Consider the following 14,753-nt stretch of genomic DNA (forward strand, 5'->3'; position numbering starts at 1 on the left):
CAACACCTCGAACCTCGACCCGGACATGACACCGCTCAACCTCACGCCCGACGAAGTGGATGCGCTGGTCAAGTTCATGGAAGTCGGCTTGACCGATCCGCGCGTCGCCTGGGAGCAGGCGCCGTTCGATCACCCTTCGCTGGTCATTGCGCAAGGCCATGTGGGTGACGAAAACGCCGTGACGCTCAAACCGGTCAGCCCCAAAGTCACGACCCGACAAGCGGCGGATGCGTTGATCACGCTCAAGCCGTACGGCGCGGAAGGCCGCAAAGTCGAAGAAGGCCCGCTGCTGCCGTTCTACAACGATCTTTGATCGGTGAACGTGACGCGGCGCGCGGCGTGTAACCGGTCACGCGGACGCTAAAAAAACCTGACAAATCGCTCAGTAAGTTGGCGTTTCTGCCGTTACAGTAGGTGGGCACAATGCCATCTATTGTCATGACGGTCGGAGTTCTACCCTTGCCGCGTTCTTCCGCTGTACATTTCAGCCATTTCCTACCGTCCTTGCTGCTTTTACTTGCGGGGCTTGCGGCCGCCTACGTCAAAGAACTCAACGTCTTCTTCACCTCCCTGTTTAACGTGCTGCCAACGTTGGTGCTGCTGCTGGGCGGGGCGTATTGCGCGGTTTACCGGCGCCAGCGCGAATTGTTTCTGATGGTCACGGTGTACATCGCCTACTTCCTGCTCGACACCCAGACCGACTATTACCGCGACAACGGCAAGGTCCGCGAAGACGCCGCGGTGATTTTCCATTTGTGTTGTCTGTTGCTGCCGCTGTTGTTTGGCGTGTTCGCGGCCTGGCAGGAGCGCACGCACTTGTTTCAGGACATGGTGGCGCGCTTCGCCGTGTTGCTGGCCGTCGGCAGTGTGGCGTTGGGGCTGGAGCAAAGTTACCCGCAGGCCTTGCTGATGTGGCTTTCGGAAATCCGCTGGCCCGCGCTGCATGGTGCCTGGATGAGCCTGATCCAATTGTCGTACCCGGTGTTTATCGCTTCGTTCCTGCTGTTGAGCTGGCAATACTGGCGTAACCCGCGCCCGTTGCACGCCGCCCAACTGGTGGGTTTGCTCGGGTTGTTCTGGGCGCTGCCGAAAACTTTCATCCTGCCGTTTACCCTCAACATCATGTGCAGCCAGGTGATGTTGATGATCGCCGCGGCGGTCGCTCACGAAGCCTATCAAATGGCTTTCCGCGACGAGTTGACCGGGCTGCCGGGGCGCCGCGCCTTGAACGAACGGATGCAGCGCCTGGGGCGCAATTACGTGTTGGCGATGAGCGACGTCGATCACTTCAAGAAATTCAACGACACCCACGGTCACGATGTGGGCGACCAAGTGCTGCGACTGGTCGCCAGCAAACTGTCGAAAATCGGCGGCGGTGGCAGGGCGTATCGCTACGGCGGCGAGGAATTTGCGCTGGTGTTCGCGGGCAAGACGCTCGAAGAATGCATGCCGCACCTGGAAGTCATCCGCGAGTCCATCGCCACCTACAACATTCAGTTGCGCAACCAGGACGCCCGGCCTCAGGACGACCAGCAAGGCCGCCAGCGGCGGGCCGGCCCGGGCGCTTCCAGTGTGTCGGTCACCGTCAGCATCGGCGTCGCCGAACGCGTCGAGCAACGCACCCCGGAACAAGTCCTCAAGTCCGCCGACGAAGCGCTCTACAGCGCCAAGGGCGCCGGACGAAACTGCGTGGTGGCATTCGGTCAGACCCGCCGTGGCGCGGTGCGCATGGGCGCCGCTGCGGGTTGAAAGCAGGCTTTCGCACAAGTCGTGAAGGCGTTTTATTTCAGCGTTTACTGCCGCGTACAGCCGCTCATCGCGCCGTAATAGAGGCCCGTAGTGACTGCCTGATGCCGCTGCCGGCGCAGTTGTTTGCACTTTAGTCTTTTAAACCAGTGACAAAGGAGCCCGCGCGATTGCGGGCTTTTTTATGACTGAATAGTCTGTGACTAAAAATTACAAATCGGTCATGGGCTGACCCTATGTGTCGCAAAAGTTGTTGGGTTACACTCGGACCCCACGAAAGCACCACTCCTACGAATCACCTGTTTAGATCTTGCGAGGTTTGCCATGGCTGACTACAAAGCGCCCCTGCGCGATATGCGCTTCGTCCTCAATGAAGTATTCGAGGTCGCCAAGCTCTGGGCCGAGTTGCCTGCGCTGGCCGAGACCGTAGACGCGGAAACCGTCGAAGCCATTCTGGAAGAAGCCGGCAAGGTCACCAGCAAAAGCGTCGCCCCCCTGAGCCGTGCGGCTGACGAAGAAGGTTGCCATTGGGCGGACGGTGCCGTCACCACGCCGGCAGGTTTCCCACAGGCTTATCAGACATATGCCGAAGGTGGCTGGGTCGGCGTCGGTGGCGATCCGACCTACGGCGGCATGGGCATGCCCAAGGCTGTTTCGGCGCAAGTCGAAGAAATGGTCAACTCCGCCAGCCTGTCCTTCGGTCTGTACCCGATGTTGACCGCCGGCGCCTGCCTGTCGATCAACGCCCACGCCAGCGAAGAATTGAAAGCGGCTTACCTGCCGAACATGTACGCCGGCGTCTGGGCCGGTTCCATGTGCCTGACCGAGCCGCATGCCGGCACCGATTTGGGGATCATTCGTACCAAGGCCGAACCTCAGGCCGACGGTTCCTACAAAGTCAGCGGCACCAAGATCTTCATCACCGGTGGCGAACACGACCTCACCGAAAACATCATTCACCTGGTGCTGGCCAAACTGCCGGACGCACCGGCTGGTCCGAAAGGTATCTCGCTGTTCCTGGTGCCGAAGTTCATGGTCAATGCCGATGGCAGCCTGGGCGCACGCAACCCGGCGAATTGCGGTTCGATCGAACACAAAATGGGCATTCAGGCCTCCGCGACCTGCGTGATGAACTTCGACGAAGCCGTCGGTTATCTGGTCGGCGAGCCGAACAAAGGCCTTGCGGCGATGTTCACCATGATGAACTACGAGCGTCTGGGCGTGGGTATCCAGGGCCTGGCCACGGGCGAGCGTTCGTACCAGAACGCCGTCGAATATGCGCGCGATCGTCTGCAAAGCCGTTCGCCGACCGGCGCGCAGAACAAAGACAAAGTCGCAGACCCGATCATCGTCCACCCGGACGTGCGGCGCATGCTGCTGACCATGAAAGCCTCGAACGAAGGCGGCCGTGCCTTCTCGACCTACGTGGCGATGCAACTGGACACCGCCAAGTTCAGCGAAGACGCGACCACCCGCAAACGCGCGGAAGACCTGGTGGCATTGCTGACCCCGGTGGCCAAGGCCTTCCTCACCGACCTGGGCCTGGAAACCACGGTTCACGGCCAGCAGATTTTCGGCGGCCACGGTTACATCCGCGAGTGGGGCCAGGAGCAACTGGTGCGCGACGTGCGCATCACGCAGATCTACGAAGGCACCAACGGCATTCAGGCGCTGGACCTTGTAGGTCGCAAGATCGTCGGCACCGGCGGGGCGTTCTACAACCTGTTCGCCGATGAGATTCGTCACTTCACCGCGACCGCCAGCGCTGACCTGGCCGAGTTCACCAAGCCGCTGAACGACGCCGTGACCACCCTCGACGAACTCACCGCATGGCTGTTGGACCGCGCGAAAAACAACCCGAATGAAATCGGCGCGGCATCGGTCGAGTACCTGCAAGTCTTCGGTTACGTGGCTTACGCCTACATGTGGGCACTGATGGCCAAAGCGGCGTTCGGTAAAGAAGCGCAGGACGATTTCTACGCCAGCAAGCTGGGCACCGCGCGGTTCTACTTCGCACGCCTGTTGCCGCGTATCCACTCGTTGAGCGCATCGGTGAAGGCGGGGAGCGAATCGTTGTTCCTGCTGGACGCTGCGCAGTTCTGATGAAGTGACGTCATGTAAGCATTCTCTTACATGACGTGCTGCTGTTCTCCCATAGGCGCAGATTGGATCCAGGGCTAATCTACTCACATGGACGTAGCGCAGGAAGCGCAAAGATACAACACGGACACGTAGGATTCTGCCAGGACGGCGGAGTGAAATGGATGTCAGGGAAACAGTCTGCAAAGCCCCGCTTCGGCGGGGTTTTCTTTTGCCTGCAGAAAAGTGATTCGCTCAAACCCGCGGGGTTTTCGAGCGTAACAGCGCTCTTGGACTCGCATGCCGATTCACGCAGCGCACTGAACCCTGACGAACGGCACGGGTCGATTAGCTGTAGGGCTCACACGAGCCCACTTCACCTCAGGAGCTGACCCATGGATTTCATTCGAATCATCATCGCCATTCTGTTGCCGCCATTGGGTGTGTTTCTGCAAGTCGGTTTCGGCGGGGCGTTCTGGCTGAATATTTTGCTGACGTTGTGCGGTTACATTCCGGGGATCGTGCATGCGGTGTACATCATTGCCAAGCGTTGAGCTTGGCGTCGTCAGGTAGATAGCCTTCGTCAGAACGCCGCCCGGAACAAGCCCGCTCCCACATGTTGATCGCATTCCCTCAGATGAATGCGATCCCCATGTGGGAGCGGGCTTGCTCGCGAATGAGGCAACACGGCCTCCACTCTAGTACCCGGTCTTCAGTCCGCCAATTCCATCACCCGCCGATAAAACAACCACTCCTGCTCCAGCGCATGGGCCTGATTCGCCGCCATGCGAAAACCATGGCGTTCATCCGCGTAGTAATGCGCTTCCACCAGAATGCCGTTGTCCTGCAACGCCGTGACCATGTCGCGGGTCTGTTGCGGCACGACCACCGCGTCCAGCTCACCTTGAAAGAAAATCACCGGCACGCGGATGTTGCTCGCATGCAGCAACGGCGTTCGCGCGGCATAGCGCTCGGCATCCTGTTGCGGATCGCCGATCAGCCAATCCAGATAATCGCCTTCGAACTTGTGGGTTGCCCGGCCGAGTGCGACCGGGTCGCTGACGCCGTACAGGCTGGCACCGGCGCGGAAGACTGTTTTGAACGCCAAGGCACACAGCGTGGTGTAACCGCCGGCACTGCCGCCGCGAATAAAGGCTTTTTCGCCGTCGATCAATCCGCGTTCGGCAAGATGAGCGACCACCGTGCAGGCGTCCTCCACATCCACGTCGCCCCAACTCAAATGCAACGCCTGGCGATAAGCTCGGCCGTAGCCGCTGCTACCTCGGTAGTTGAGGTCCGCCACCGCAAAACCGCGTTGCGCCCAGTATTGAATGCGCGGGTCGAGCATCGGGTAACACGCCGAGGTCGGGCCGCCGTGGATGAACACCACCAGCGGCGGTTTGGCCTCGCCGGTCATCGCCGGATAGAAGAAACCGTGGGCCTCGCCCGATCCGCTCGGGTAACGCAGGGTTTGCGGTGTGCTGATCTGCTCGGCGGGTAACGGTGTCACCCCGCCGGCCAGCACCTTGACCTGTCGAGTGTTGCGGTCGATGGCGACCACCGCCGATGAACTCAGCGGTGACGCGGCAATGCAGTAAATGAATTGCTCATCCAGCGCGAGATGACGAAAGCGGCTGTAGTCGCCGGTGAAATCTTCAGCGGCATCGCCGCAAATTCCCAGTCGACCAAATCCGCCTTCGGTCCAACTGGCCAGGTAACGGGTTTCGCTCAGCGCGAGCCAGGTGCAGCCGCCCAGTTGCCAAGGCGCGGGGCCATGGTCCGCATCAGCGCTTGGCAAAGGGCTCAGGCCTGTGTCCGATTCCACCCAAGGCTGCCAATAACCGCCACGGTCCGTCAGACAAAACAGACGGCCGCTGTCATCGAAGCGCGGTTGTTGCAGCGATTCCTGAACACCCTCGCCAGCCACGCAACGCGGCTGGGCAAACGCGCCATCACGCTGACGCTCGGCGACCATCAGGCGAGTGGCGGTCCATGGCTGATCCGGCCGGCTCCACTCGATCCATGCCAGGCGTTTCGAGTCGGGACTGAGCGTTGGCGACGCATAGAAGTCCGCGCCCTCGGCCAGCAAACGACGCGAACCGTCCGCGACACGGATGGCCACGAGTCGATGCCGATCGCCAAGCTCTTCCACCGCCAGTATCTGCCCGTCGGCGAAGTGCAGATCGCCATAACGGCACTCTCCCGACGTCAGTACTTGCGGCGTTTCGCCCAGCAACGACTGCCGATACATCTGCTGATCCGCTTCGTTGACGAACACAACCCCGTCGTCGGTCAGACAAAATGCACCACCGCCATATTCGTACACGCGACTGCGCACACTGAAACCCGCCGGGGTCAGGCACCGCGCTTGACCGTCGCGCCACTGCCAGATCCGGCAAGCGGCGTCGGCGGGGCGGTATTCGTTCCAGAACAGCCCATGCCGGCCGAGCTGCAACTCGGCAAAATCGATGCCGGCAGCAACGGCCCGGGCGGCGCTGAAGGGCTCAGCTTTTAGCGATGAGTCGGGAGTTTCGTTCATTGCGAAAGGCCAGTTGTTCGATGGTCTGGGTCGCGTGCTCGGCTTCTTCGCGGGCCTTGAGAATCACGCCGTGATGTTCCGACTTGCTGCACACCGGATCGGCGTTGCTCGCGTCACCCGTGAGCATGAACGCCTGGCAGCGACAGCCGCCAAAGTCCTTTTCTTTCTCATCGCACGAGCGGCACGGTTCGGGCATCCAGTCGTAGCCGCGAAAGCGGTTGAAGCCGAACGAGTCGTACCAGATGTGCTGCATGCTGTGGTCGCGCACGTTGGGGAATTGCACCGGCATCTGTCGGGCGCCGTGACACGGCAGGGCGGTGCCGTCCGGCGTCACGGTCAGAAAAATGCTGCCCCAGCCATTCATGCAGGCCTTCGGGCGCTCTTCGTAATAGTCCGGCGTGACAAAAATCAGCTTGCACGGATGGCCTGCGGCTTCGAGCTTGGCGCGGTATTCGTTGGTGATTCTTTCGGCACGCACCAGTTGTTCCCGGGTCGGCAACAGGCCGACCCGATTGAGCTGCGCCCAACCGTAAAACTGGCATGTGGCGAGTTCGACGAAGTCGGCTTCAAGGGCAATGCACAGCTCGATGATGCGGTCGATCTTGTCGATGTTGTGCCGATGAGTGACGAAGTTCAGCACCATCGGGTAGCCATGGGCTTTCACCGCGCGGGCCATTTCCAGCTTTTGCGCAAAGGCCTTTTTCGAGCCGGCCAGCAGGTTATTCACTTGCTCGTCGCTGGCTTGAAAGCTGATCTGGATATGGTCCAGACCGGCCTTTTTGAAGTCGCTGATTTTTTGCTCGGTCAGGCCGATGCCAGAGGTGATCAGGTTGGTGTAGAAACCCAGTTTGCGCGCCTCGGCAATCAGCTCGGCGAGGTCTTGGCGTACCAACGGTTCGCCGCCGGAGAAGCCCAGTTGCGCCGCCCCCATCTCCCGCGCTTCGCGAAACACCTTGATCCACTGCTCGGTGCTGAGTTCTTTGCCTTGCTCGGCGAAGTCCAGCGGATTGGAGCAGTACGGACATTGCAGCGGGCAGCGATAGGTCAGCTCGGCCAGTAACCACAGCGGCAGGCCAATTTGCGGTGTGGGCGGTAACTTGGCTGACACGGAATCAGCCAAGTTCGATCCAGTGCTGAGCACGGGCGACCTCCATGAACTGTTCGATGTCTTCGCCGAGTTCGGGCACGCCGGGGAATTGTTGATCGAGTTCGGCAATGATCGCCGCGACATCACGCTCGCCATCGATCAAGCCGCCAATCAGCGCGGCGCTTTCGTTGAGCTTGATCATGCCTTCGGGGTACAGCAGCACATGGCCTTTTTGCGCAGGTTCGTACTGGTAGCGATAACCCTGACGCCAGCTCGGGGTTCTGCTGCGATCAAAACTCATAAGGTGATTCCTTTGTGCCAGACCCGCTGCTCGGTGACGCTGTGATACGGCGGGCGCTTCAGTTCGTAGGCCATGCTCATGGCATCGAGCATGCTCCAAAGAATGTCCAGTTTGAACTGGAGAATTTCCAGCATGCGCGCCTGGCCTTCGCGCGTGGTGTAGTGCTGCAAAGTGATGGCCAAGCCATGTTCGACGTCTCGTCGGGCCTGGCCCAGGCGGGTGCGGAAATACTCATACCCGGCCGGGTCGATCCACGGGTAATGCTGCGGCCAACTGTCCAGGCGCGACTGGTGAATTTGCGGCGCGAACAGCTCGGTCAGTGAACTGCTGGCGGCTTCCTGCCAGCTCGCGCGGCGGGCGAAATTGACGTAGGCGTCGACGGCGAAACGCACGCCGGGCAGCACCAGTTCCTGGGAACGCAGTTGCTCCGGATCAAGGCCAACGGCTTCGCCCAGTCGCAGCCAGGCTTCGATGCCGCCGTCTTCGCCGGGGGCGCCATCGTGATCGAGCAGGCGCTGAATCCACTCGCGACGGATCTCGCGGTCCGGGCAGTTGGCGAGGATTGCGGCGTCTTTGAGGGGGATATTCACCTGATAGTAGAAGCGGTTGGCGACCCAGCCCTGGATCTGCTCGCGAGTCGCCCGGCCTTCGTACATCGCCACGTGATACGGGTGATGGATGTGGTAGTAGGCGCCTTTGGCGCGCAGGGCCGCCTCGAATTCGGCGGGGGACATTGCGGTGTCGGTCATTTCGGTTCTCCGGGTGAGGCCGGTGGTTTCTTTGGTGCCTGGTCTGAGGTCTTCGCGAGCAAGCCCGCTCCCACTCCCCGTGGGAGCGGGTTTGCTCGCGAAGGGGCCACTCGCTACAACACGATACTCATGCCGTCATACGCCACTTCAACCTCTCGCCGCGCCAGCTCGGCACGCTCCGGCGAATCCTCGTCGAGAATCGGATTGGTGTTGTTGATGTGGATGAGCACTTTGCGCTGCCTGGGCAGTTGTTCCAGCACTTGCAGCATGCCACCGGGGCCGTTCTGCGCCAGGTGACCCATTTCTCGACCGGTACGTGTGCCGACGCCACGGCGTTGCATTTCGTCGTCGTCCCACAGCGTGCCGTCCACCAGCAGGCAATCGCTGCCAGCCATGATCTCCAGCAACGGCGCATCGACCTTGCCCAGGCCCGGCGCGTAGAACAATTTGCCGCCGGTGCCGAGGTCTTCGACGATCAAGCCGATGTTGTCGCCCGGGTGCGGGTCAAAACGGTGCGGCGAGTTGGGCGGCGCAGCGCTGCGCAACGGCAGTGGGGTGAAGCGCAAACTTGGGCAGGCCGGCACGGTGAAGCTTTGGTCGAGTTCGATGCGGTTCCAGTTCAGGCCGCCATTCCAGTGGGTGAGCATGGTGAACAGCGGAAAACCGGTGCTCAAGTCTTCATGGACCATGTCGGTGCACCAGACTTGATGCGGGCAACCTTCACGCAGGCTGAGCAGGCCAGTGGTGTGGTCGATCTGGCTGTCCATCAGGATTATCGCGCTGATGCCGGTGTCGCGTAGCGACCGGCCCGGTTGCATCGGCGTGAAGCCCTGGAGTTGGGCGCGGATGTCGGGCGACGCGTTGCACAGCACCCAGTTCACGCCGTCATCGGAAATCGCGATGGACGATTGGGTCCGCGCCTTGGCATTCAGGCTGCCGTCGCGAAAACCGGCGCAGTTCACGCAGTTGCAGTTCCACTGGGGGAAACCGCCGCCGGCGGCGGAACCTAGGATCTGGACAAACATGGGTGCTCCATCATTTCAACGCTGAAAATAAAAACGCCCCGGTATACCGAGGCGCTGAACCGCTGGACCAACTTAGCGGCTTGCGAAGTACATGGTGACTTCAAAGCCGATACGCAGGTCGGTGTAAGCAGGTTTGGACCAGGACATGGGAGCGCTCCTTCAGGTGATGGGACAGTTGAGACCTATACATATAGTCCACCTCCAGCCGGAGATGTTCAGATAGTTAGGTGGCTATGTTACTCAAAAATTCAAAAAGGTTGCCCGCGACACTTTGAGAAAGCTAATTGCAGCGCCTGTAATGATCATCTTGTTTCTTGCCAACGTGCGCTTGGGCAAGGGCCGCTGGACAGGCAGCGCCAGCCACCCTCGGCTTGAATCAATCGGCGTGCGGCAGCCAGCAGCGCTTCACGGTCGACGGACAGGATGGCGAGAGCCAAACGTTGCAGATAATCCGACGAGTGGCCTGCCAGCTTGCCCTGCCAGAGCAGTTCGGCAGCCTGAGAGGTCGGCAGCACGGCACTTTCGAATTGATCGGCTAAGGACTGCCGCTGGCCAGCGAACTCTGCAGCGTCGATGCCTTCGAGCATTGCCGGCAGCTCGCTCAGGAAGTGTTCAATGTGTTGCAGCAAATCCGCAGGCGCGACGCCGGGCGATTGCACGCCAAACACAATCGCGGCTTGCCCATGAAGCTGACGCAGCGCGCTGAACACGGCATAACCCACCTGCAACTCAACGCGCAGGCGCTGGTAAAACGGCGTTTGGCACAGGTGCGCCAGCAGGCGCCAGGCCGCTTCGTCGTCGAGGTCCGGTGTGGCCGTCGGGCACAACAGCAACAGCGCGTGCTCGCTGGAGCCTGTGTCGATCAGGCTCCACAGACGCTGCGAATTGATGGCGTTGGGCAGCGGCAAATCAGCAGCCGCAGCGCCGGGAACGCGGCTCAGCGCCAAACCCATCGCCGCTTGCGTCTGTACTGACAGACCTGCCGCCATCCCGTCCCACCGCGCGCTGGCCCACAACTGCTGCAGATCAGCGGATTCTGCGCGGCGCTCGAGGTATTGCTCAGGCAGCGCCTTCAGCAATTGCTTGATCGGCATCAACGCGACGCTGGGCGCTGGCTCGTCTGAAAACCCGGCATCAGCTGTCGTCAGTTCCTTCAGCGTCTGTTCGAGAACACTCGGCATCGGCGCTTGCAGCCCCGTCAATTTCAGCAGCCATTCATTGCCTGAGGCACTGAAGCACACATCGACGCCCGCCTGACTGGCTTCTTCGCGCAGCAGCTGTAGACGGTGTTCCAGACGCGCCTGCAGTGTCGCTTCAGGCCTGGCATCGAGGCGCCAGCGCAGGTAGATCGCGCCTTCGTCGCCGGTGTCCGGCAACGCTTGGCTGAACTGCATCGGCGAGCTTTCTCGGCGGCTGCGTGATCGGTCCTGAGCGAATGTCCGCAGGCCCCGGTGTTTGCTGGTCTGCCCGCGAATCAGGCCGGCATTGGCGGCGGGCGCTTCGGTGCGCAAAAACGGATTGGGGGTTGGCAGTTTCCAGTCGCCGCTGAAGTTATCCACAGCGCCCATTTCGGTCAGGATGTATTTCAGCGCTTCAACGCCTTGTCCAGACAAGCCGGGTTCCAGCTGTTCGCTGTCCCGCTGGGCCTGTTGCAAGGCGCCGCTGAATTGCTGCTGGCGTTGCAGCAGGGCGGCGTACTCTTCGCGCAGGTCGGCCCAGTCTGGGTGGGCGGCGAAGAAACCCAGCCAATCCAGCAGCCGCTCGCGCAGCGCGGTCTCGGCTGCGGTTGTGATGAATTCGATGTGCAACAGGGCTTGCCCGGCGAACTGATAGAGCGGCGCCGCTTTCAAGTTGTCCGCCAATCGCTCTTCCCGCAACGTCGCCAACAGCCCGCCAGGCTTCGCGGCGTTCAACCAATGGCACAGAAACGCCAGGGCTTCGCGGCCGGCGTCGGGCAGGCTTTCGAACGCGAACAGCAGATCAAGTCGTCGCTCGCTCGCCTGTGGGCAAGTGTTTTTTGCCGCGTCGAGCAATGCCGTGGGCGCTTGTTGCGGGACGGTGTGCCCGGAGCGAATCGCGGCGCCGAAGCGCTGGGCCATCTCGCGCAACTGCTCGATGCTCTGCGGGCCGACCAGGCTCAGGGTCATTTGCCCGGTTTGATAAAACTGTTGATGGAAATCCCGCAGGGCTTGCTGAAACTCAGGCTGTGGCACCGGCAGGCTGTCGCGATTACCGGCATGAAACCCGCGCAACGGATGAGCAGGCGAAAGGCCGTTAAACAACGCCAATTGCCGTTGAGCTGCCGCGTCCTGCGACCAGGCGACAAATTCCGCCTGCAGCACTTCCCGTTCGCGCAACTGATCGTCGGTATTCATACGCGGATGGGCGAGCATGTCTGACAGACGCTCCAGCCCACCGGCAAACGCCTGCGGCGCCAGTTCGAAAAAGAAGTCGGTGGTGCGCTCGCTGGTCCGCGCATTCACTTGGCCGCCATGGCCCTGCACGTAGGCCATCAGCCCTTCGTTGCCAGCAAAGCGCTCGGTGCCGAGAAACAGCAAATGCTCAAGAAAATGCGCCAGGCCCGGCCACGCCAGCGGCACGTCGTGACTGCCCGCCGCAACCCGCAACACCGCCGCGCAACGCTTCAGATTCGGGGCATGACGCAACGTTACCCGCAAGCCATTGGCCAGGGTTTCAGTGTGGGGGCGGGGGGAATTCAGCGCAGGCATGAGCACTTCCAGAACAGAGAAGCGCCAATGCTAGCGGATTACAGGGGCTCAGCGCTTGCTAAGGTCGTCGTAAAGCTCCGGCCGACGATCGAGGAAGTAACGAGTGTCGGCCCGGGAGTCGACCATCAACTGACGATCCAGCTCACCGACAATCAGCGCTTCATCCAGACCGGCCTGGGCGATGCGACTGCCATCCGGCGCGGCAATGCTGCTTTGGCCGCAATAGTGGATGTCGCCTTCGTTGCCGCAGTAATTGGCATAGGCCACGTAACACTGGTTTTCGAAGGCGCGGGCACGGACAGTGACGTCGGCGATGAAGTCGTAGGGAATCATGTTTGCCGTCGGCACCAGAATCAGCTCGGCGCCGGCCAGGGCCAGACGCCGGGCGTTTTCCGGGAACTCTATGTCGTAGCAAATCAGCAAGCCAAGCTTCCAGCCATTGAGTTCCACCAGCGGGAAATCATCACCGCCGGCGCTGAACATCGAATGGTCGAGTTCGCCGTACAGGTGAGTCTTGCGGTAGTTGCACAGGCGTTCGCCGTGGGCGTCGATCAACTGCACCGAGTTGTAGATCCGGCCGTCCTCGGTGCGCTCGGGGTAGCCATACAAAATGGCGATTCCGGCACTCTTGGCAATGCGCGCAATCTGTTGCGCCGATTCACCGTTGTGCACCTCGGCGAGGACGCTGACGGCATCGCTGCCGATGTTGTAACCGGTCAGGAACATCTCCGGCAGCACCAGCAAATCGGCGCCTTTGGCTTCCAGTGCAAGCTGATGCAGGCGTTGCAGATTGCCGGCGACGTCCAGGGGCAGCGGTGGACATTGGTAAAGGGCTACGCGCATTTCGGATTCCTCTTACTCGGGCAGGGCGATCGGACCGATCTCGTTGAACACATCTCCTGGACCCGGGTTCTCGGCGTGAGTTTCACCGCCGAAGTGTTTCATGATGCCCCACACCGCGTTGAGCGAGGTCTGCACCGCGCCTTCAACCCAGGCCGGCGTCCATGAAACGTCGTCGCCGGCGATGAAAATCCCGCGTTGCTCGGCCGGCATGTCGTCCTGCATGAAGTGCGCGTACATGCGTTGGTTGTAGCGGTAATGGCCGGGCAGGGCGCCTTTGAACGCTCCGAGGAAATGCGGATCGGCTTCCCACGACACGGTGATCGGGTCGCCAATGATTCGCGCGGCGATGTCGACTTTCGGGTAGATCTTCTTCAAGGCGTCCAGCGCCAGCTTCACGCGCTTTTCCACCGGATGCGGGAGCATTTTCAACGCGTCGCTCATCCACGAGTACGACAGGCAAATCACGCCGGGTTTGTCGTCGCCGTTGTCGAACAGATAAGTGCCACGGGTCAGGCGATCGGTGAGGGTCATGCTCATCACGTCGCGGCCGGTTTGTGGGTCTTTGTCCTTCCAGAACGGGCGATCAACCATCACGAAGGTTTTCGACGATTGCATGTAGCGCGTGCGGTCGAGGGCCATCCACATCTTTTGCGAGAACAGGGTTTCGTCGCATTCGATCTGGGTGGTCAGCAGCCAGCTCTGGCACGTGGTCAGGACGGCGGCGTATTCGCGGGTGTCGCCATAGTTGTCGGTGACGGTGAAACGGCCGTCTGGCGCATGGGCGATTTTCTTCACGCCGGAGCGCGGGGCGCCTCGGTGCAATGAACTGAGGCTGGTGCCTTGCGGCCAATGCACGCAGCGTTCCGGCACATGGCGCCAGATGCCCAGCGGCACTTGTTCGACGCCGCCGACCACCAAATGCTGGTGATCGTCGCAGTTGGTCATGACCACGCGGAAGATTTCCAGCATCGAGTTCGGGAAGTCCGAGTCCCAGCCGCCGGTGCCGAAACCGACTTGGCCGAACACTTCGCGGTGATGGAACGAGAGCTTGGCGAAGGCTTTGGAGGTGGCGACGAAATCGTAGAAGGTGCGGTCGTCCCACAGCGGAACCAGGGTGTTCCACAGGTCTTTGAGGCGTGGCACGTCGCGGTCGCGAATGGCTTGCTGGATGTCGGCGAATTGCGAGCCGGCCTCCAGTGCATCCGCCCACGCGTCAGCCACTTCCTGGAACAGCGCAGGCAGGTCCGCCAGTTTCTGCGCGTAATGGGTTTTGCCTTCGATGTCGATCACGGTGCTGCCCGAAGCGAGCGTCAGCGGGTTCGGGAAGGGCTTGGTCTCGAGGCCGAGCTTGTCGACGTAGTGATAAAACGCGGTGGACGACACCGGGAAACGCATGCCGCCGAGCTCGGCGATGATGCCTTCCGCGCCGTTGAATGCCTGTGAGCGCAGGCGGCCGCCCATTTTCGAGGCTTCGTAGACGACCGGCTTGAGGCCCAGTTTCATCAACTCATAAGCGGCCACCAGACCGGCGATACCACCGCCGACGATGGCTACTTCGGCGCCATGATTGTGCTCGGGAATGCTGCCCAGGCCAGCCGGGTGTTCGATCCAGTCGTCGAACGCGAATGGAAAGTCCGGGCCGAAAATGGTGACTG

The 14,753-nt window shown here is 61.1% G+C and carries 12 protein-coding genes and 1 pseudogene; 4 read left to right on the forward strand and 9 right to left on the reverse strand.

Features of this window, described 5'->3' with window-relative positions; all coding sequences use genetic code 11:
• From ACQKP4_RS25995 to ACQKP4_RS26010, 4 genes and pseudogenes are all read left to right on the forward strand, one after another.
• A pseudogene (locus ACQKP4_RS25995) lies at positions 1-313 on the forward strand (cytochrome-c peroxidase); the annotation flags it as partial.
• A 146-nt stretch (positions 314-459) separates the two neighbouring features.
• A complete protein-coding gene (locus ACQKP4_RS26000; protein WP_427636787.1) occupies positions 460-1,749 on the forward strand; it encodes a GGDEF domain-containing protein in 1,290 nt (429 codons plus the stop codon).
• A 321-nt stretch (positions 1,750-2,070) separates the two neighbouring features.
• Positions 2,071-3,849 (forward strand): acyl-CoA dehydrogenase C-terminal domain-containing protein, encoded by a 1,779-nt coding sequence (locus tag ACQKP4_RS26005; protein ID WP_427636788.1) that lies wholly within the window; start codon positions 2,071-2,073, stop codon positions 3,847-3,849.
• Positions 3,850-4,220: 371 nt separating this feature from the next.
• Positions 4,221-4,379 carry a YqaE/Pmp3 family membrane protein gene (locus tag ACQKP4_RS26010; RefSeq protein ID WP_003228885.1) on the forward strand — a complete coding sequence of 53 codons (159 nt, stop codon included), beginning with the start codon at positions 4,221-4,223 and terminating at the stop codon, positions 4,377-4,379.
• A gap of 158 nt (positions 4,380-4,537) precedes the next feature.
• Here ACQKP4_RS26010 and ACQKP4_RS26015 read toward each other — a convergent pair whose 3' ends face one another.
• The 9 genes from ACQKP4_RS26015 to ACQKP4_RS26055 all read right to left on the reverse strand — a co-directional run.
• Complete coding sequence (locus tag ACQKP4_RS26015; RefSeq protein ID WP_427636790.1) at positions 4,538-6,364, reverse strand: S9 family peptidase; 1,827 nt, start codon at positions 6,362-6,364, stop codon at positions 4,538-4,540.
• Complete coding sequence (gene pqqE / locus ACQKP4_RS26020; RefSeq protein WP_427636791.1) at positions 6,330-7,505, reverse strand: pyrroloquinoline quinone biosynthesis protein PqqE; 1,176 nt, start codon at positions 7,503-7,505, stop codon at positions 6,330-6,332. The genes ACQKP4_RS26015 and pqqE overlap by 35 nt, the downstream gene beginning before the upstream one ends.
• Positions 7,477-7,752, reverse strand: coding sequence for a pyrroloquinoline quinone biosynthesis peptide chaperone PqqD (gene pqqD, locus ACQKP4_RS26025; RefSeq protein ID WP_427636792.1), 276 nt, complete (start codon positions 7,750-7,752; stop codon positions 7,477-7,479). Before pqqD ends, pqqE begins: the two co-directional genes overlap by 29 nt.
• A complete protein-coding gene (gene pqqC, locus ACQKP4_RS26030; protein ID WP_427636794.1) occupies positions 7,749-8,501 on the reverse strand; it encodes a pyrroloquinoline-quinone synthase PqqC in 753 nt (250 codons plus the stop codon). Before pqqC ends, pqqD begins: the two co-directional genes overlap by 4 nt.
• 113 nt (positions 8,502-8,614) lie before the next feature.
• Entirely contained in the window at positions 8,615-9,526 is a 912-nt protein-coding gene (pqqB, locus tag ACQKP4_RS26035; protein ID WP_427636795.1) for a pyrroloquinoline quinone biosynthesis protein PqqB, read from the reverse strand.
• Positions 9,527-9,598: 72 nt separating this feature from the next.
• A complete protein-coding gene (pqqA, locus tag ACQKP4_RS26040; RefSeq protein WP_009045898.1) occupies positions 9,599-9,673 on the reverse strand; it encodes a pyrroloquinoline quinone precursor peptide PqqA in 75 nt (24 codons plus the stop codon).
• A gap of 155 nt (positions 9,674-9,828) precedes the next feature.
• Entirely contained in the window at positions 9,829-12,255 is a 2,427-nt protein-coding gene (gene pqqF / locus ACQKP4_RS26045) for a pyrroloquinoline quinone biosynthesis protein PqqF (protein ID WP_427636796.1), read from the reverse strand.
• A gap of 48 nt (positions 12,256-12,303) precedes the next feature.
• Positions 12,304-13,098: a carbon-nitrogen hydrolase family protein gene (locus tag ACQKP4_RS26050; RefSeq protein ID WP_427636798.1), complete on the reverse strand. Its 795-nt coding sequence runs from the start codon at positions 13,096-13,098 to the stop codon at positions 12,304-12,306.
• Positions 13,099-13,110: 12 nt separating this feature from the next.
• Positions 13,111-14,753: flavin monoamine oxidase family protein (locus ACQKP4_RS26055; protein WP_427636799.1), on the reverse strand; the 1,643-nt coding region annotated here is incomplete at its 5' end.

It is taken from the genome of Pseudomonas sp. NPDC086278 (assembly GCF_050280905.1).
Taxonomy (GTDB): domain Bacteria; phylum Pseudomonadota; class Gammaproteobacteria; order Pseudomonadales; family Pseudomonadaceae; genus Aquipseudomonas.

What these genes read in the sequence shown, in the direction of transcription:
- ACQKP4_RS26015 (WP_427636790.1), bottom strand. Translation starts at nt 6,364, where the DNA reads ATGAACGAAACTCCCGACTCATCGCTAAAAGCTGAGCCCTTCAGCGCC.
- ACQKP4_RS26010 (WP_003228885.1), top strand. Translation starts at nt 4,221, where the DNA reads ATGGATTTCATTCGAATCATCATCGCCATTCTGTTGCCGCCATTGGGT.
- pqqB (WP_427636795.1), bottom strand. Translation starts at nt 9,526, where the DNA reads ATGTTTGTCCAGATCCTAGGTTCCGCCGCCGGCGGCGGTTTCCCCCAG.
- ACQKP4_RS26050 (WP_427636798.1), bottom strand. Translation starts at nt 13,098, where the DNA reads ATGCGCGTAGCCCTTTACCAATGTCCACCGCTGCCCCTGGACGTCGCC.
- pqqC (WP_427636794.1), bottom strand. Translation starts at nt 8,501, where the DNA reads ATGACCGACACCGCAATGTCCCCCGCCGAATTCGAGGCGGCCCTGCGC.
- ACQKP4_RS26005 (WP_427636788.1), top strand. Translation starts at nt 2,071, where the DNA reads ATGGCTGACTACAAAGCGCCCCTGCGCGATATGCGCTTCGTCCTCAAT.
- pqqF (WP_427636796.1), bottom strand. Translation starts at nt 12,255, where the DNA reads ATGCCTGCGCTGAATTCCCCCCGCCCCCACACTGAAACCCTGGCCAAT.
- pqqD (WP_427636792.1), bottom strand. Translation starts at nt 7,752, where the DNA reads ATGAGTTTTGATCGCAGCAGAACCCCGAGCTGGCGTCAGGGTTATCGC.